The following is a 16441-nucleotide window of genomic DNA, read 5'->3' as shown; positions in this document are numbered from 1 at the left end:
CGCGGATGATGCATGTGATCGCAGCATAGCGTCACAGCAAATCCACTGGTTCCGGTGCCAGAAATGCAGTCAATTCGTTGCCTCCTCTAAAAGCTATATTTACAATAGCCCTTTGGTGCGAGAAACTCGGTGACATTGTCACCAACGTTCAAATTTCTTTAAGTATTGTGATTGGCCAGTTGCACAAGCTGGTCACGCCCGATCAGACTGATGCTGCCGCGGGCCTGTTCGATCCATCCACGGCGCTGAAACTCTTGTAACTGGCGCGAAATGACTTCGCGGGCCGTTCCAAGCTCAATAGACAGTTTCTGGTGGGTGGTTGCGACACGGTCCGTATCGTGGGAGAGCGTGATCAGCTTGTCGGCGAGTCGGACATCAAGGCGTTGAAACGCGACCTCGTCGATCATGAGAAACAGGTCGGTGATCCGCTTGGAGAACGCTGCAAAAACGAAATCCCGAAATGGTTTCGACTGCGCTACCAGATCGTCAAACACATCCCGTGGCACCGCTGCCGCCTCGACCGCGGTTTCCGCAATTCCTGTTGCCGCATAGTCATCATAGGCCAGCAAACAAGCCGTCGTCAGAACACAGCTTTGGCCGGCCTCGATCCGATAGAGAACGATTTCATGCCCGGTTTCAGACACCTGTTGAACACGAACCGTGCCGTCCAATAGAAACAACATGTTTTCTGGCGAGTTTCCGGGGCCAAAGATTGTTGTGCCCGCCGGGACTGCGACAATGGCGCTGCGGGTCAGAAGCAATTGCTTCGTAGGCAGATCCAGACGCGACAGGCCCGGAAACCGTTCCACCCATTCAGATGTATCTGTCATCGTGCTGCCTTTTCCAGTCTTGGCGTCTCCAACGGCGCAATGCGCTCCATCAATTGTCCACGGTTTGCAGCAATATCCGCAATGGTCAAATCGTCAAGAACGGCCATAAAGGCCGCCGTGGCCTCTTGCATCTTGCGAGACAGGATGCAGATGCCGATCAAGGGGCACGTGTTCGTTTTCGGATTGAAACACTCGACAACATCCAGCGGACCTTCGGTCATCCGAACGACGTCACCCACCACGATCTCCTGAGGCAGGCGGGCGAGCCGAAAGCCGCCATTTCGGCCACGAACCGTTTCGATATAACCTGCTTTACCCAGTTCATGCACGATTTTCATGATATGCGGACGTGACAGGTTGTGGATTTTCGCCACATCGTCGATCCGCACAAGCTCTGGCGCTTTCAAGGCAGCAAGCTGCAGTGAACGCATCGCGTAATTGGTGTAACTTGTCAGTTTCATGGCTGCATCCAGTTGTCGCACCTAAACATACATTCAAAATATTGCTTTTGTAAAGCCCTCCGACTAGATGTGGTCTGCAACCTTTAGAAACACAGGAATTCAGGCATGCGCACGACATTTGCCCATCCGCATTGAGGGCCGCCGTGATACGGTGCTGCATGTGAGCACGGGACAGGTCGATCGTCGTTTCATCTGCCGACCAAGCCAAATTCAATACGCCGCATATATGGGCTGACTCAAGCGGCCCCGATCTGCGCCCCTTCAAACACTGATCCGGCCGGAGGCCCCAATGTTCGACAGTTTCACCGCAGAAATCCTGGCACGGGTACAATTTGCGTTCACCGTATCGTTTCATATCATCTTCCCGGCCTTTTCCATCGGGCTGGCCAGCTATCTCGCGGTGTTGAACGCGTTGTGGTTGCGCACGAAGGACGAAACTTATCTGACCCTGTTCAACTACTGGAAAAAGATCTTTGCCGTGGCCTTCGGCATGGGCGTCGTGTCCGGGATTGTAATGTCCTACCAATTCGGGACCAACTGGTCCGTCTTTTCGGACAGAACCGGCCCCGTGCTTGGACCTTTGATGGCCTATGAGGTCTTGTCAGCCTTTTTCCTCGAGGCCGGTTTCCTCGGCATCATGCTGTTCGGGCGCGCGCGGGTGGGCGACAGGCTGCACATGCTGGCAACCGCCATGGTCGCCTTCGGCACCTTGATGTCCGCCACCTGGATCTTGTCGGTCAACAGCTGGATGCAAACGCCCGCGGGTTATGGCATCAACGAGGCGGGACAATTCGTGCCGGAAGACTGGTGGCAGATCGTCTTCAATCCCTCCTTCCCTTACCGGCTGACGCATATGGTGCTGGCGGCCTATCTGACGACGGCCCTTGTGGTGGGTGGCGTCGGCGGCCTGCATTTGCTGCGCAACCGTCAGGACCGACCCGCCCGACGTATGTTCTCGATGGCGATGTGGATGCTGATCTGCGTGGCTCCGCTTCAGATTTTCGCGGGCGACGCGCACGGCCTCAACACGCTGGAGCATCAACCGGTCAAGGTCATGGCCATGGAGGGCCATTACCACAGTTACCCGGACGGGGCACCGTTGATCCTGTTTGGCATTCCAAACGCAAAGGAAAAACGGGTCGATTACGCCATCGAGGTGCCTTACCTGTCGAGCCTGATCCTCAAGCACAAATGGGATGCGCCATTGGACGGGCTGGACACCGTACCTGACGCGGACGAGCCCCCTGTCGCCATCGTGTTCTGGAGTTTTCGCATCATGGTCGGCATTGGCTTTGCCATTCTTGGCCTTGGGGCGTGGGGTCTCTGGCGACGCTTTCGCGGTCGGCTCTTTGACGACCGTCTGTTGCACCGCGCGGCAATTGTCATGGGACCCATGGGATTTGTGGCGGTATTGGCGGGTTGGATCACGACAGAGGTCGGTCGTCAGCCCTATACGGTCTATGGCCTCTTGCGCACCAGCGACAGCCTCGCACCCGTTGCCGCACCTGCGGTTGCCGCGTCGCTCTTAGCCTTTATCGTGGTCTACTTCTTCGTGTTCGGCGCGGGTACGTTTTACCTTTTGCGCATGATGAACGCGCCGCCCAAGGCCCCCATTCCCGGCATCAAGGAAGGCCCCCTGCGCACCGTCAGCATGTCGCCGGTCGCTCAGACAAATGCGGACGAAACGCCTGTAAACCGGGAGACAAGAGATGTTTGAGCTTTCCTTTATCTGGGCCGGCATTATCGCCTTTGCCGTCCTGACCTATGTGATCCTCGACGGGTTTGACCTTGGCGTCGGCATTCTTTTTCCGCTCGCCGAAACAGAGCGGGAAAAGGCCACGATGATGAACTCCATCGCGCCCATCTGGGATGGCAACGAGACATGGCTGGTGCTGGGCGGTGGCGGGTTGTTTGCCGTCTTTCCTCTGGCCTACGCGGTGATCATGCCGGCACTTTACATGCCGATCATCCTGATGCTGCTGGCCTTGATCTTTCGCGGTGTGGCCTTTGAATACCGCTGGCGCACCGAGCGGTGGAAGCCGGTCTGGGACAGGGCGTTTTTTGGAGGATCGATTGTGGCCGCTTTCATGCAGGGTATCGCGCTCGGCGCACTGGTGCAGGGGATCGACGTCGCCGATCGTGCCTATGCGGGTGGCTGGTGGGACTGGCTAAGCCTGTTTTCCATCCTGACCGGCTGTGCGGTGGTGGTTGGGTATGCGTTGCTCGGTGCGGCCTGGCTGGTCATGAAGACGGAAGGCCCGCTGCAACGCCAGATGGAGGGATATGCGCGCTGGCTTGCGATGGGGACACTTGGCTTTATCGGCATTGTGAGCCTGCTCACCCCGTTTCAGGACCCCGTTTATTTCGAGCGCTGGTTCAACATGCCCGGCCTCGCGCTCAGTGTCGCAATGCCCGGAGCCGTTCTGGCAGCAGCCTGGGCTCTGTTCTCGGGGTTGAAAGCCCACAAGGACGCACAGCCCTTTCTCGCCGCGCTGACCCTCTTCGGCCTCTGTTTCATTGGGATCGGAATCAGCTTTTACCCCCATATCGTCCCACCCGGCCTGACGATCGCCGATGCCGCAGCCCCCGATGAGAGCCTGCGCTTCGCCCTCGTTGGCACTGTCGTGCTGGTGCCGATGATCCTTGCCTACACCGCCTATGCCTATTGGGTGTTTCGCGGCAAGGTGGACCCGGACGAAGGTTACCACTGATGCGCCTGGACACCTTGCGAAAAATTGGCTGGTTCGTCGGACTTTGGATTGCGAGCGTCGCAGCGCTCGGGGTCATCGCCTTCGTCATCAGGCTGGCGATAAACGGCTAAGTCGAAGCAGCGACGTATTTGTAAAACCAGGTCACCGCGTTGCTGTATCCGGCCGCGGTCAGCAACTCGATCTTCGATGTCCAGGCCGCGGGACAAACGACCAGAAGCGCGGCGTTGTCTCGTTGTGCGCGTGCCGTTTCGGCCGCTTCGAACAGGGCCACGGCTTGCCCCGCGGTGGCACCGAGTTGATCCACGGCCTCAAGCGCGTCGTGGTAAAAGTCATCAATGACGCCCACTGCGGAAATGTCATGCGGCGTTGGAAAATGCAGCGGCGTCGCCGGTTGCGAGATGGCGTAGCCTTGCACCTCACCATCCATGCCTGACACGAACATGTCGCGATCCGTCAACGTCAGGCTGCGCTGCATCCATGATGCGAACCGTTTGTCAGCCTCGTGATGGGGTTCCCAGAAAACCCTGTGCAGATCCCAAAGGATCTGCCTGTTCACGGCGCTGGAAGCGACGATCCCGGCCACGTCTTCCGGCTCGGCATTACGAACACTGTCGGGCATAACTGTTTGGGCCAGACCGGACTTGGCGAAATAGCAGGTCAGCGGCTCATAACCATGCCCGAGATAATGCGCGGCCCATGCGCCACCCTCCACGCTGGACCCCAGCAAAATCCGCGCACCTGCGGCGATCAGATCTGCTTCGGCCGCGTTCAGCAGCAGCACATACGTGTCCGGCGGTGCCCCCGGCGCGACATAACAGTCTTCCATGATCAGACCGGGCGGGCCGAACACACCGGCATAAATGGGCGGAACGGGCAAAAGGATCGAATGAGCGACACCGACAACGACACCATCCGCTTCCGCAATCAGCCAAATTTGGCGCATGACCGGCGCGTCGGCCTCCATCGCAGCCTTGAGGGTCGAGACTATTTTCTTGCGCGGGCCTCTCTCCAAAGCCCACAAGACAGGGTCTTGGGCGTGCCGGACCTTGGCATCCTCCAAAAAAAGCTCGGCAAGGTGTTCAAGATCGCATGGATTGGCCGGTCGAATGCTTACGGTCATCTGCGTCCCCGTTTCTGTCATGAACTGAAATCGTTGGTGTTAGCTGCCTGCGCCGCATTATCTCGATCCTGCCATAGTTTGACGAAACAACACATCTGAACGACGCAATTGGAAACTGAAAGCGGCCCGGAGAAGCGGATAACGCAGCGCGCAGGCAAAAAATAGTTGCACAAAAGCAACACTATCCAGCGAGCATATTGCAAGCTCAAACTGCCAACGTGCGGATATCAAAAGATGTTTTGACAAAGGCAAACGTTCGGCTCTTACCTGTCCGACTGATTCCACCTTGAGGATACAAAATTGCTCAGGTCCGAAAAGGCAAGGGGCAGAAAAACCCTTTAAGAAAAGGATCTTTATCGCCTGATTATCCTTACGGAACGAGCCACCGAAAAGCGGGATTGGTGCGGGTGAAGGGACTCGAACCCCCACGCCATAGGCGCCAGAACCTAAATCTGGTGCGTCTACCAATTCCGCCACACCCGCAACACCGCATGCTTTAACAAAGCGCGTCAGCGGATGCGAGTGCATTTTGATCAGACGGTTGGAGAAAATGTGCGACTTTAACGGGTTGTTGAGATATTATCTCATTAACCTAGAGGCAGGTTGAAAAAGAGAGACGCCATGAAACCGAAAACGGTCGGGCGCAAACAAAGCGGGCTCATCCCGCAGATGCGCACTGAGTTTACGCATGTTGGCCTGATGGCCGGCACGATCCTATTGACAGCCGATGATGACACCCCGATTGACCTTCTTGTGCCCGGCGACCGGATTGTCACGCGCAATGCCGGGTTGGTCCCGTTGGAAGCCATCACATCCGAACGCATCACGGTCGAGGCCGTTGCGATCGCGGCGGATGCCTTTGGTGCGTCGCACCCAAGACAAGATGTGGTGATGCCTGCCGCGCAAATGGTTCTGGTGCGTGACTGGCGCGCCAAGGCGCTGCACGGTGCGACCCAGGCGGTGATGCCCGCGGGCTGTTTGATCGATGACCATCTGATCACGTCGCTGGGCCCCCGGGAAATGACGCTCTTTCGGCTGGGTTTTCATGCGCCTTATGTGATCTACGCAGAAGGTCTGGAGATTTCCATACCTGCGCTGCGTGCGGCGGATGCGGTCGCGGCCTAACATTCCAGCCCGCGCAAAACCTGCGGCAAGGTCTCGGGCAAATCCTCGGCGATCAGGCCCGGACCGAACGCGCGGGCACATTCCACGTGCAGCCAGGCGGCGACGGATGCAGCCGTCATCGGATCAAAGCCGCGCGCCAGAAGTCCGGTGATGAACCCCGCTAGCACATCACCGGCGCCCGCCGTGGCAAGCCACGGCGCTTGGCGATCGTAGACTGCAGCATGCACGTTCGCGCGTCCGTCCGGATGCGCGATGACTGTGTCCGGACCTTTGAACAGCACCACCGCGCCGCAGTGGCGCGCGGCGTCGCGGGTCGCGTCGACTTTGCTGTAGGCAGGGCCGTGTGTTGGTGCCGCCGCATAACGATCCGCGATGTCCGGAAACAGGCGCGCAAACTCGCCGCCATGCGGGGTCAGGACGCAGGCCTCATTCAACGCCGCCATCCGCGACGGATCCGAGGCAATCAAGGTGAGCGCGTCGGCATCGAATACCGCAGACCAGGACACGTGAAGTTGTCCGAAGTCGAGCGCCGCATCCACCAACCCTGCCGCTCGCTCGCCCAAACCAAGACCCGGCCCAAGGCAAAGCGCATTGACCCGATCGTCATCCAATTTGGCCGCAAGCGCATCGGCATCGGTGATTCTCTCGAGCATGATTGCGGTAATCTGCGCTGCCACCTCCAGTTGCGCCGCAGGCGGCACGCCCAGTGTCACCAATCCGGCCCCGACCCGGAGCGCGCCGCGGGCCGCCAAGCGCGCAGCCCCAGTGTGTCCCGCACCTCCACTGAGCACCAATGCGTGCCCATGATCGAATTTATGACCCGCAGGCTTTCGCAGATCCGGAACCGTTTCACGATCAATGAGATGTGTTACCAAGTTTTTTGCCTCCGGCGGGAGTTTGTTTTGCAAGATGAAGCTGGATCACAACCCGATATCCGCAATGACGCAAGCTCCGCTGACCTCGGGCCCCCGAGCGATCATATGCCCGACCTTCGCGCGATGGAAAGACACTGTAAGGTCGGCCTGCAGAACGTGTTCGGCGGACCCTATGATGCGGCCACTGTCGCTGCATAGTCCGGACGGGATATCGATGGCCACCGTCCGGTAAGGCTTCGGATTGCGACCAGGCTTTTGCAAGGGCAGCGAGATCGCCCGTCCAAGCCCCGTGCCAAACAGTGCATCGAACAGCACATCGCAGTCACCTGGAAAGGATTGCTCTTGCATCACGTCGGCCGTCAGCGCCGTGACAGACCCCATCGTGGCCCATCGTTCAAAATTCGTGCTTGCGTCCGGTGGCAGCCGGTCCGGATCGCCGTAGAGAAACAGCCGCACCGTCCAACCCGCCTCGGTCAGCAAACGGGCCACCACAAAACCATCGCCCCCATTGTTGCCCGGTCCGCACAGCACCACAGCGGACTGTGCGCCACGGGACAATTCCGGCCATTGTGACAGCACTGCGGCGACGACCCCTGCGCCTGCGCGCTCCATCAACTCCAGCCCGGAGACCGCACCTGAGTCGATTGCGGCCCCTTCAACGGCCCGCATTTCCGCAGCGGTCAGCAGTTCTGTCATCTCCAAAACCTCTCAGGATTCAGTTCTGAACATAAATTGTGCAACATGCGCAAATAGCGTGCGACGTGCAGTAAAACGCATTAAGTTCCTGTCAATCTCTACCACATCCCATAGACGCTCCAAACCTCAAATGATCCACCGGGATGGCAATATGCCAAGGGAGGCCAAGACGTGAAAAAGATCGAAGCGATCATCAAGCCGTTCAAGCTTGATGAGGTCAAAGAGGCCCTGCAAGACGTTGGTGTTCAAGGCTTGAGCGTTATCGAAGTCAAGGGCTTTGGGCGCCAAAAGGGCCATACGGAACTTTATCGCGGCGCAGAATACGTTGTGGACTTCCTGCCCAAAGTCAAAATCGAGGTGGTCTTGGACGATGACCAGGCTGACGCCGCCATTGAAGCGATCGTTGCTGCCGCAAAAACCGAGAAGATCGGCGATGGCAAGATTTTTGTCTCCACCGTCGAACAAACAATTCGCATCCGCACCGGCGAGACCGGCTCGGACGCTCTATAATCAAACCTATAAGACTGGAAGGATATACCGAACATGGCTCACCCTGTTCTTGACCTCATCAAGGAAGAAGACGCAGAATACGTCGACATTCGTTTCACAGATCCACGCGGCAAGCTGCAACACGTGACCGTCATGGCCGATCAGGTCGACGAAGACTTCCTTGAAGAAGGGTTCATGTTTGACGGATCGTCCATCGCGGGGTGGAAATCCATCGAAGCCTCTGACATGAAATTGATGCCCGACGAAGCAAGCGCCTATGTCGATCCGTTCTATGCTGAAAAAACGATCTGCATCCACTGCTCCATCGTGGAGCCTGACACGGGCGAGCCCTATGAGCGCGACCCACGCGGCACTGCCGAAAAAGCCGAAGCCTACCTGATCTCGACAGGTATCGGCGATGTGGCCTACATGGGGCCAGAGGCCGAGTTCTTCCTGTTCGACGACGTGCGCTATTCCAATACAATCAACAAGGTGTCCTACGAAGTTGATGCAACGGACGCGTCGTGGAACACCGACACCGAGTACGAAATGGGCAACATGGGCCACCGTCCCGGCGTCAAGGGCGGCTATTTCCCCGTGAACCCCACGGATGAATCGCAGGATCTGCGTTCGGAAATGCTCTCGACGATGAAGCGCCTCGGCATGAAAGTCGACAAGCATCACCACGAGGTGGCGTCGTGCCAGCACGAGCTTGGCCTGATCTTTGGATCGCTGACCAAGCAAGCGGACGAACTTCAGAAGTACAAATATGTGATTCACAACGTTGCCGCCGCCTATGGCAAGTCGGCCACGTTCATGCCCAAGCCCATCGCAGGTGACAACGGCACCGGCATGCACGTCAACATGTCGATCTTCAAAGACGGCAAGCCCGTTTTTGCAGGCGACAAATATGCTGACCTGTCCAACGAAGCGTTGTATTTCATCGGCGGCATCCTCAAGCACGCCAAGGCATTGAACGCGTTCACAAACCCGGCGACCAACAGCTACAAGCGTTTGATCCCAGGGTTCGAGGCGCCCGTTCTGCGCGCCTATTCCGCCCGCAACCGCTCGGGCTGTATCCGGATCCCATGGGCCGAAAACCCCAAAGCCAAGCGCGTTGAGGCCCGTTTCCCCGATCCGGCCGCCAACCCCTACCTGTGCTTTGCAGCATTGCTGATGGCCGGCCTTGACGGCATCAACAACAAGATCGATCCCGGCGAAGCCATGGACAAGAACCTCTATGATCTGCCCGCCGAAGAGCTGGCCGGTATCCCGACTGTCTGTGGCTCGCTGCGCGAAGCCATGGAAGAGTTGAAGGCCGACATGGACTTCCTGCTGGCCGGTGACGTCTTCACCAAGGACCAGATCGAAGGCTACATCGAGCTGAAGATGGAAGAGATCGAAACCTACGAACACACGCCGCACCCGGTTGAGTTCGGAATGTACTACAGCTGCTGATCCTTTCCGACGTTGATATTTGGGCGTCCCTAACGGGGCGCCCTTTTTTTGTGCGGGGACGGATCAGAAAATCTCTACAGCGACCCGGCACCTCCGCCTTCCTGGGACCGGTCCATAAAAAAGAGCAACCGTAAACTTCCGAGATCATTGCAACGAAGATGAACGATCATCACGACATGACTGGCCGACGCCCAATCCGGGAAGCAAATGACCGTCAGAAACAGAATGACAGGACTTATGTTCCTGCTCCAAACACTCCGGGACTTGGCGGTTTCCGGTAAAAAGGTCATAGTCAGGCAAACCGTGTTGAAGTTGCGAAGGTATCCCTGATGAAAAGTCTTATGATCGCCGCCGCCCTCTTGTCTCTTGGCACCGCATCTGGCGCAGCGACCTGTGGCAACACAGGCGCCGGGTTCGACAGGTGGAAGGCGGCCTTTGCCGCCGAAGCCAAGAGAGAAGGCATCAAAAGCCCCGGCCTCACCGCCCTTGCGCAGTCCCAGTACGCAACGCGAACCATTTCCGCCGATCGAAACCAAAAATCATTTCGCTATTCCCTGCCCAAATTCATGCAGATCCGCGGCGCAGACACGATCGTGGCACAGGGGCGCAAACGCAAGGCGCGCAGCCCCGACTTCTATGCCGCGCTCGAACGGCAATACGGTGTGCCCGCTGGGGTCCTGATCGCGATCCACGGGATGGAAACGGCCTTTGGCGGCTTCATGGGAGACAGCCCGGTCGTGTCGGCCATTGTCACACTGACTTATGATTGCCGACGCTCCGATTTTTTCAAACCGCATGCCATAGGCGCGCTCAAGCTGGTCGACCAGGGAACGATCACCAGTGCCACCAAGGGCGCAAAACATGGCGAGCTTGGCCATACACAGTTCTTGCCCGGCAACGCGCTGAAATATGGCGTGGATGCCAATGGCGATGGCAAGGTTGATTTTTACAACCAGACCGACGCCCTGGCCTCCACGGCAAACTACCTGCGCAAGAAGGGCTGGAAACCGGGACAGGGATATCAGGAAGGTCAGCCAAATTTTGCCGTGATCAAGCAATGGAACGCCGCTACCGTCTATCAGCAAGCCATTGCGATCATGGGCGCAAGGATTGACGGCTAACTGCTCTCGAATATGTCGCGCATGCGTGGACGCAACCTCTGCAACACCTCCTTGCACACAATCTTCCATCATGATCTGAACGTCAGGCTCACAAAAACAGAGCCCCTGCCTGCTCAGACTGCCAGATCGGCTATCCGCTCCGCGCGAACATACATGGCAATAACCGCCTGAAAGCCCTTCTTTCTCTGTTCCAGAAAATCCCGGGGGGAGGCCAAAGGCCGAGGGGGGGGCAGCGCCCCCCTTTGTACCTCTCCAGCACAAGACAACGCTACTGGCACACAAAACCGCCTATGCAGTTCTGCAACACCTCGGAACAGGCGCAGCGATGGCTCCCTTGCAAATGTCCGCTAGCCGACCTATTTGCGCCTCCTAGGGTTCAGGCCCCTGCCCTCCGCATTTGGTGAAGCCCTGACAGACCGCCCTGATCTCGACAGGTCGCAGCCCGGCAACGCGGAGACCCAAGGCCCATGCGCGACCTCTCAAGGAGACGGATATGGATACCCAACTTCCCACACGCACTGTCCTCAAGGCGCAAGCCAAACGGCTGCGGGCAACTCTTGATGCGGCTGGAAAACCGTGCAGTCACGCACAGGCGCTCGAAGCAATTGCCCACCAATGGGGCGCGCGCGACTGGAACACACTCAGCGCCAAGGCACCTCAGGCACAAGACCGCAGCTTTTACACCGGGCAGCGGCTCTCCGGCCAATATCTCGGGCACGCCTTTGTCGGAACGGTCAAGGCGGTACGCGCACTGGCTCTGGGGCAACACGGCCTGACTTTGCGTTTTGACGCGCCCATTGATGTGGTTGCCTCGCCGCAATTCTCGGCCTTTCGGCGTCAGATCAGCTGCGTGGTGAACGCCAAGGGCCACTCTGCGCAAAAGACATCCGATGGGCAGCCTCATGTGGTTCTGGACGCCGTCGGAGCGTCTCTCTGAAACCAATGCGTCAGGCGGGTGCTTTTCCCGCCTGACGCGACACAGGGTTCAAAACATCTTCGCGGCGCAGGACATAGGTGTGGACCGCAAAGACGACAGCCTTTGAGACCGGCAAGCGCAACAGGGTCTGCCGCTCCGTCCGGTAATAGGGTCCATCGACATGTGCTGCACCTACCCGTCTGGGTGCATGCGCAGAGCGGGGCTGAAAAAGCTCCGGATCTTCATACCAAAGCTGATTGAACCGCCACAGCGGACGCCCCACCTGTATCCCGTCAAACAGGCGCTGCACCCGCCGGGCCACCTCATCCGTATAATCCTGCACCGGAACGTGGATGTCCGTGAGCGGGCGACCGGCCTTTTCATCAAGCCGCCAGGATGCCGGAAAACACAGGACCGCGCCCGTCAACACATGCTCAGCCCCGCGTTTTTCCATCAGCACGAAATCGTTTTGCAGTAACTGGCCCAACAGCATCAGCGGACAGGTGGTGGACGATGCGTCCACCTTACGGCCATCCGGGCAAACCACTTGAGAACTGGACACGTCAAAGCCCAGATCGGGCAAGACCTTCAGCACCTCGCTCAGCAATTCCTGCGCTGCGGGGCGGGCAGCGGGATCGAGATACAAAACCTGCGCGGGCACATCGCGCAACAAGGCCAAACGGCGCGCCATCTGCGCGGGATAGGCCTCGTCTACCCGCAACCACCGCCCGTTCTCGGGTTGGATACCGGGCAAAGCGCGGCTGACTTGCATATCTGGCGGCAGATGTCGTTGTAAAATCGGGTCCATGATTGCGTTCTGGCACGACATTGTCGGCATTTCCAGACGCTTCAATGGCCCTGCGCAAAGGCCATCGCAGTCGGCAATTGCGAAGCCTCCGGCACAGACACAATATCCAGTGCTTCGATACCGACCAGATCGCGGGCGATGATCTGTGGCGTCGTGGCATCAGCCTGGCCACTTTGCCAATCGTGCCAGCCTGATGCATAGCGCAACAGGCCGCCGCTCTGGTGCAAGGGCGCGGTGTCGCCTTCCGCATAAAAAGCCAAAGTGTCGCCAACGTCGCTTCCAAACAACTGCACCCGCGCACCCAACCTGTGCACGAGCAAGACAGCCACGACGATGGCGGCCGAAAACGTATAGCCGTTCACGAGGATCGCGCAGTGCATACCGCGCCAGTCTTTCGCCAGCCAGTCGATGAGCGGCCGGGCTTTGGTATAGTCACCGCCGGTATTGCCACGCAGATCAACAACCAGACCGGCATCCCGGCGCGTCTGGATTCGCTGGGCGAGTTCCAAAAATTCGGCCGAATTGACGTCCTTCAAACCCGCAATGCGGATGCGCCATATGCCATCCTGCCACTGGACCATGGACCCGGATGCCAAGGCGTAATCGTCATGGTTCGGATCAAGAAACCCGTTATCGGATACAGGATAAAGCGATGCAGCCTCCACCCGGTCATCGCTGGCGCAGGTAATATTGCGCCCATCTGCCAGCGCGTAATGGAGCGTCACTCCCTCAACGCCCGCAACGCGCAAAGCAGCAGGCCACGCCATCATTATTCCGGATAACATCCGCTGTCGTGTGTCGCTACCGGCCAGCAGATGCCTCCAAGCCTCGAACAATGGCCCGGGGACGCTGCCGTTTACGGAAATGATCGGAACCGCAGCGCCATCCACCACCATCACAGGATCCGCGTCCCGCATGACGATACGATGCGGCACCACATCTATCGCCAGATTGGGAATGACGCGGCTGTGCCCGTTGCCCGCCATTGCCACGACACCCATGGCCGCCAGCAAGAACGCATCCTTGTCCGCGTCCCGGGCGGATGCACTCAAACCCCTCAAGGCCTCCTTTTGCTGCCCGGCATGCACAGACACAAATGCCGGGTCACGCCGCTGAACGATCTCTTCGATGATCTTAGCGTCTTGATGAAATCCCATTTTGGAACTGTGCCTCACGGTTGTGACGATGTCTATTGGCAGAAGAAAACGACCTGCCGACAGGTCGCAATTCGGCAACCAAGGGCCGAGAATCCAAGCCACGATGACGTCAGACAACGAGGTCCGCCAATGAACCAGCATTACCGTGATACCCGCAAGATCGATCCCGCACGCGGCGCTACCTTGGGCGACGGATCGCCCAACTATGCGGACCGGGTCGAGATCGGGCCGACCCAACTGGCCTTTGCGGAATGGGAAGCCGCGGGGCTCATCCTGCCCAATCTTGCGAACATGCGGGAGTATCGCTGGAGGCGCTTGACGCAGCATGTGGTTGATCGCGACTATGGCGGGGTGCTGATGTTCGACCCGCTCAACATCCGCTATGCCACCGACAGCACCAACATGCAGCTTTGGAACACACATAATCCATTCCGTGCCGTATTGGTCTGTGCGGATGGGCATATGGTGATCTGGGATTACAAGAACGCGCCGTTCCTGTCGTCCTTCAACCCGCTCGTGCGCGAGGTGCGTTCGGGCGCATCGATGTTCTATTTCTCCTCTGGCGACAAGACCGAGGCCGTGGCCGACCCGTTTGCAGCCGAAGTGCGCGACCTGATCCTGGAACATGGGGGCGGCAACATGCGCCTCGCCGTGGACAAGATCATGCTGCACGGCGCGCGCGCCTTGGAAGCCGTCGGGTTTGATCTCAAGGATGGCGAAGAGGTCACCGAAAAATCCCGCAGTATCAAGGGTTCGGACGAAATCCTCGCCATGCGCTGCGCAAACCATGCCTGCGAGACGACCGTGCGCAAGATGGAAGAGTTTGCCCGCGCCAATGTCGGTGACGGAAAAACCTGCGAAGACGATGTCTGGGCGGTGCTACACGCCGAGAACATCAAACGGGGGGGGGAATGGATCGAAACCCGCCTTCTGGCATCCGGGCCGCGCACCAATCCATGGTTTCAGGAATGTGGCGCCCGTGTCTGCCAGCAAAACGAAATCATCTCCTTCGATACGGACCTCATCGGATCTTATGGTATCTGCATCGACATTTCGCGCAGTTGGTGGATCGGCAATCTGAAACCGCGCCCCGACATGGTCTATGCCATGCGCCATGCGGTCGAGCATATCCAGACCAATATGCAGATGATCAAACCCGGCGTGACGATCCCGGAACTGACCGCTAACTGCCACAAGCTGGATGATAAATTTCAGGCGCTCAAGTATGGCTGCCTGATGCATGGCGTCGGCCTGTGCGATGAATGGCCCCTCGTTGCCTATCCGGACAAGGCGGTCGCGGGCGCGTTCGACTATGCGCTTGAGCCAGGCATGACCTTATGCGTCGAAGCCTCCGTCGGCGAGGTGGGCGGAGACTTCTCGATCAAGCTCGAAGATCAGGTTCTGGTCACGGAAGACGGGTTCGAGAATCTGACGACCTATCCCTTTGACGCCGCCCTCATGGGTGGCTGATCGCCGCGGAAGGTCATTGCAGCCCGCTGTTCGCGTCCGCGCACCCGCAACCGGGCGCGGCCGAACGGCGCAGGGGCGTCGGGGTCGCGCAATTCGGGGTGCAGCGCAACAAGTGTGGCCCGCGCGATCGGGTCAAGGCTGCGCCGGGCGACCTTGCCGGGGTAAAAGCTTTCGCAGGGCATACCGTTGGCCCAGATGATCTCGTGGTCAGCACACATGAAATGATGGTATTCCACAGCACCTGACCGGGTTGCACGGCTGATCGAAACGCCATCAATGCAATCACGCGCCGCCATCAAGACGTCAGGCGTGTCAAAGAGCAATTCATAGGACGGATCCTGCCGCAGCAGGCAGTGGCGCGGCGACACTCTGGTGTCGGCATAGGGTTGACCGGGAGCGAGTGCGTCAGCGTGCACGTTGATCGGCATGTCGTCCAGGCTGGGAAACAGAACCGCACGGCTGGCCATCCAGACAATCGGCTGCGCGCCATGATCCATCGTGATCACCCTGTCCCCCACCCGCAACGTCTCGATGGGTACATCGCCCTGTGGCGTTCGGATCAGCGTGCCCCGTGCAAAGCAAACCAGCTCTCCATAGGGCGTACCCCCGCCGTCGGCTTTGAAGGCAATATCGTAGGTTGTCCCGGGAACCAGCGGAGCTGTCGAAACGACCAGCGTGATATCACCCTGGTTCTCGCCCGGTCCTGCCGCAACAAAGAGCAAATCGATAGGTGCGCCGCCACCGACAGGCGTCGCCGTCAAAGTGAACTCAACCTCAAGCACGGCGCCCGCACCGACCAATACCGGATCACCTGATACCGATGTCGTATTGATATCATCGCGTAAAATCTGGTTGAGCGCAGCGCCGCCCGGATCGTCCTGAAAGCCGTCGTCGAATTCTTCATCATCGTCCAGCACGTTGATGTCGAGTGTCGTAGCTCCAGCCTCAAGGGTTGCCTGTGCGTCGGATGGCAGCGTGAATGGGCCATTCTGACCCGGAGTCAGTTCACCGCCGTCATTTACAAACGTGAAATCTTCAAAAAGATAGCCCGTGATCGAGCCGCCATTAGGCATGACAAATGCCTCCTGAAATTCGTGTCCACTTCTGCATACCTAACTGGCGAAATCAGTGAAGGACCACCGGCTGACGCCGGAGGCATCATTTGTCGGAATGTAATTCCAGGTACTGCTTGATGACATCGTCT

Annotated in this window: 15 protein-coding genes, 1 tRNA gene and 1 pseudogene; 9 read left to right on the top strand and 8 right to left on the bottom strand. The window is 58.4% G+C overall.

The genetic code is table 11. The features are described 5' to 3' along the window. Positions 1 to 158 precede the first annotated feature (158 nt). Positions 159 to 830, bottom strand: a complete 672-nt coding sequence (locus LC354_RS11105; protein ID WP_223423791.1) for a Crp/Fnr family transcriptional regulator — start codon at positions 828 to 830, stop codon at positions 159 to 161. Continuing rightward, positions 827 to 1291: an RrF2 family transcriptional regulator gene (locus LC354_RS11100; RefSeq protein ID WP_223423789.1), complete on the bottom strand. Its 465-nt coding sequence runs from the start codon at positions 1289 to 1291 to the stop codon at positions 827 to 829. Before LC354_RS11100 ends, LC354_RS11105 begins: the two co-directional genes overlap by 4 nt. Before the next feature lie 289 nt (positions 1292 to 1580). Here LC354_RS11100 and LC354_RS11095 point away from each other — a divergent pair, with 289 nt between their 5' ends. Genes LC354_RS11095 through LC354_RS11085 form a run of 3 tightly spaced genes read left to right on the top strand, consistent with a single transcriptional unit; the run spans position 1581 to position 4112 of the window. Further along, positions 1581 to 3008, top strand: a complete 1428-nt coding sequence (locus tag LC354_RS11095; RefSeq protein WP_223423788.1) for a cytochrome ubiquinol oxidase subunit I — start codon at positions 1581 to 1583, stop codon at positions 3006 to 3008. Further along, entirely contained in the window at positions 3001 to 4002 is a 1002-nt protein-coding gene (cydB, locus tag LC354_RS11090) for a cytochrome d ubiquinol oxidase subunit II (protein WP_223423786.1), read from the top strand. Before LC354_RS11095 ends, cydB begins: the two co-directional genes overlap by 8 nt. Continuing rightward, positions 4002 to 4112: a DUF2474 family protein gene (locus tag LC354_RS11085; RefSeq protein WP_223423784.1), complete on the top strand. Its 111-nt coding sequence runs from the start codon at positions 4002 to 4004 to the stop codon at positions 4110 to 4112. The genes cydB and LC354_RS11085 overlap by 1 nt, the downstream gene beginning before the upstream one ends. On the opposite strand, the gene LC354_RS11080 is transcribed toward LC354_RS11085, so the two are convergent. Both LC354_RS11080 and LC354_RS11075 read right to left on the bottom strand, forming a co-directional pair. Beyond that, a complete protein-coding gene (locus LC354_RS11080; protein WP_223423782.1) occupies positions 4109 to 5122 on the bottom strand; it encodes a GNAT family N-acetyltransferase in 1014 nt (337 codons plus the stop codon). The two genes, LC354_RS11085 and LC354_RS11080, sit on opposite strands and share 4 nt — an antisense overlap. Before the next feature lie 399 nt (positions 5123 to 5521). Then, a tRNA-Leu gene (locus LC354_RS11075) sits at positions 5522 to 5605 on the bottom strand. A gap of 138 nt (positions 5606 to 5743) precedes the next feature. Between LC354_RS11075 and LC354_RS11070 the strand changes: the two genes are divergently transcribed. After that, a complete protein-coding gene (locus tag LC354_RS11070; RefSeq protein ID WP_223423780.1) occupies positions 5744 to 6247 on the top strand; it encodes a Hint domain-containing protein in 504 nt (167 codons plus the stop codon). On the opposite strand, the pseudogene LC354_RS11065 reads toward LC354_RS11070, so the two are convergent. Further along, positions 6244 to 7818: pseudogene (locus LC354_RS11065) on the bottom strand (NAD(P)H-hydrate dehydratase). The gene LC354_RS11070 and the pseudogene LC354_RS11065 sit on opposite strands and share 4 nt — an antisense overlap. Positions 7819 to 7989: 171 nt before the next feature. Here LC354_RS11065 and LC354_RS11060 point away from each other — a divergent pair. The 4 genes from LC354_RS11060 (at position 7990) to LC354_RS11045 (ending at position 11823) form a co-directional block, all read left to right on the top strand. After that, positions 7990 to 8328 (top strand): P-II family nitrogen regulator, encoded by a 339-nt coding sequence (locus LC354_RS11060; protein WP_223423778.1) that lies wholly within the window; start codon positions 7990 to 7992, stop codon positions 8326 to 8328. Positions 8329 to 8361: 33 nt separating this feature from the next. Next, positions 8362 to 9765, top strand: a complete 1404-nt coding sequence (gene glnA / locus LC354_RS11055; RefSeq protein ID WP_223423776.1) for a type I glutamate--ammonia ligase — start codon at positions 8362 to 8364, stop codon at positions 9763 to 9765. 329 nt (positions 9766 to 10094) lie between these two features. Continuing rightward, complete coding sequence (locus tag LC354_RS11050) at positions 10095 to 10886, top strand: lytic murein transglycosylase (protein ID WP_223423774.1); 792 nt, start codon at positions 10095 to 10097, stop codon at positions 10884 to 10886. Between the two features lie 493 nt (positions 10887 to 11379). Next, a complete protein-coding gene (locus LC354_RS11045; protein WP_223423772.1) occupies positions 11380 to 11823 on the top strand; it encodes a glyoxalase superfamily protein in 444 nt (147 codons plus the stop codon). Positions 11824 to 11833: 10 nt separating this feature from the next. On the opposite strand, the gene LC354_RS11040 is transcribed toward LC354_RS11045, so the two are convergent. Then, on the bottom strand, positions 11834 to 12610 hold the full coding sequence (locus LC354_RS11040; protein ID WP_223423771.1) for a heme-dependent oxidative N-demethylase family protein: 777 nt from the start codon (positions 12608 to 12610) through the stop codon (positions 11834 to 11836). A gap of 41 nt (positions 12611 to 12651) precedes the next feature. Then, a complete protein-coding gene (locus tag LC354_RS11035) occupies positions 12652 to 13767 on the bottom strand; it encodes a S41 family peptidase (RefSeq protein WP_223423769.1) in 1116 nt (371 codons plus the stop codon). Positions 13768 to 13896: 129 nt separating this feature from the next. Here LC354_RS11035 and dddP point away from each other — a divergent pair, with 129 nt between their 5' ends. Then, the gene (dddP, locus tag LC354_RS11030; protein WP_223423767.1) at positions 13897 to 15237 is read left to right on the top strand and encodes a dimethylsulfonioproprionate lyase DddP; all 1341 of its coding nucleotides are present in this window, start codon (positions 13897 to 13899) and stop codon (positions 15235 to 15237) included. On the opposite strand, the gene LC354_RS11025 is transcribed toward dddP, so the two are convergent. Next, a complete protein-coding gene (locus LC354_RS11025; RefSeq protein ID WP_223423765.1) occupies positions 15204 to 16310 on the bottom strand; it encodes a Hint domain-containing protein in 1107 nt (368 codons plus the stop codon). The genes dddP and LC354_RS11025 overlap by 34 nt on opposite strands. Positions 16311 to 16441 lie beyond the last annotated feature (131 nt).

It is taken from the genome of Tateyamaria pelophila (assembly GCF_019966495.1).
Taxonomy (GTDB): Bacteria; Pseudomonadota; Alphaproteobacteria; order Rhodobacterales; family Rhodobacteraceae; genus Tateyamaria; species Tateyamaria pelophila.
This window is presented reverse-complemented; position numbering and strand designations above follow the sequence as displayed.

Coding starts and splice junctions, on each gene's coding strand:
- LC354_RS11025 (WP_223423765.1), bottom strand. CDS start 16,310: ATGCCTAATGGCGGCTCGATCACGGGCTATCTTTTTGAAGATTTCACG.
- LC354_RS11105 (WP_223423791.1), bottom strand. CDS start 830: ATGACAGATACATCTGAATGGGTGGAACGGTTTCCGGGCCTGTCGCGT.
- LC354_RS11085 (WP_223423784.1), top strand. CDS start 4,002: ATGCGCCTGGACACCTTGCGAAAAATTGGCTGGTTCGTCGGACTTTGG.
- LC354_RS11100 (WP_223423789.1), bottom strand. CDS start 1,291: ATGAAACTGACAAGTTACACCAATTACGCGATGCGTTCACTGCAGCTT.
- LC354_RS11050 (WP_223423774.1), top strand. CDS start 10,095: ATGAAAAGTCTTATGATCGCCGCCGCCCTCTTGTCTCTTGGCACCGCA.
- LC354_RS11035 (WP_223423769.1), bottom strand. CDS start 13,767: ATGGGATTTCATCAAGACGCTAAGATCATCGAAGAGATCGTTCAGCGG.
- LC354_RS11095 (WP_223423788.1), top strand. CDS start 1,581: ATGTTCGACAGTTTCACCGCAGAAATCCTGGCACGGGTACAATTTGCG.
- LC354_RS11040 (WP_223423771.1), bottom strand. CDS start 12,610: ATGGACCCGATTTTACAACGACATCTGCCGCCAGATATGCAAGTCAGC.
- LC354_RS11080 (WP_223423782.1), bottom strand. CDS start 5,122: ATGACCGTAAGCATTCGACCGGCCAATCCATGCGATCTTGAACACCTT.
- cydB (WP_223423786.1), top strand. CDS start 3,001: ATGTTTGAGCTTTCCTTTATCTGGGCCGGCATTATCGCCTTTGCCGTC.
- dddP (WP_223423767.1), top strand. CDS start 13,897: ATGAACCAGCATTACCGTGATACCCGCAAGATCGATCCCGCACGCGGC.
- LC354_RS11045 (WP_223423772.1), top strand. CDS start 11,380: ATGGATACCCAACTTCCCACACGCACTGTCCTCAAGGCGCAAGCCAAA.
- glnA (WP_223423776.1), top strand. CDS start 8,362: ATGGCTCACCCTGTTCTTGACCTCATCAAGGAAGAAGACGCAGAATAC.
- LC354_RS11070 (WP_223423780.1), top strand. CDS start 5,744: ATGAAACCGAAAACGGTCGGGCGCAAACAAAGCGGGCTCATCCCGCAG.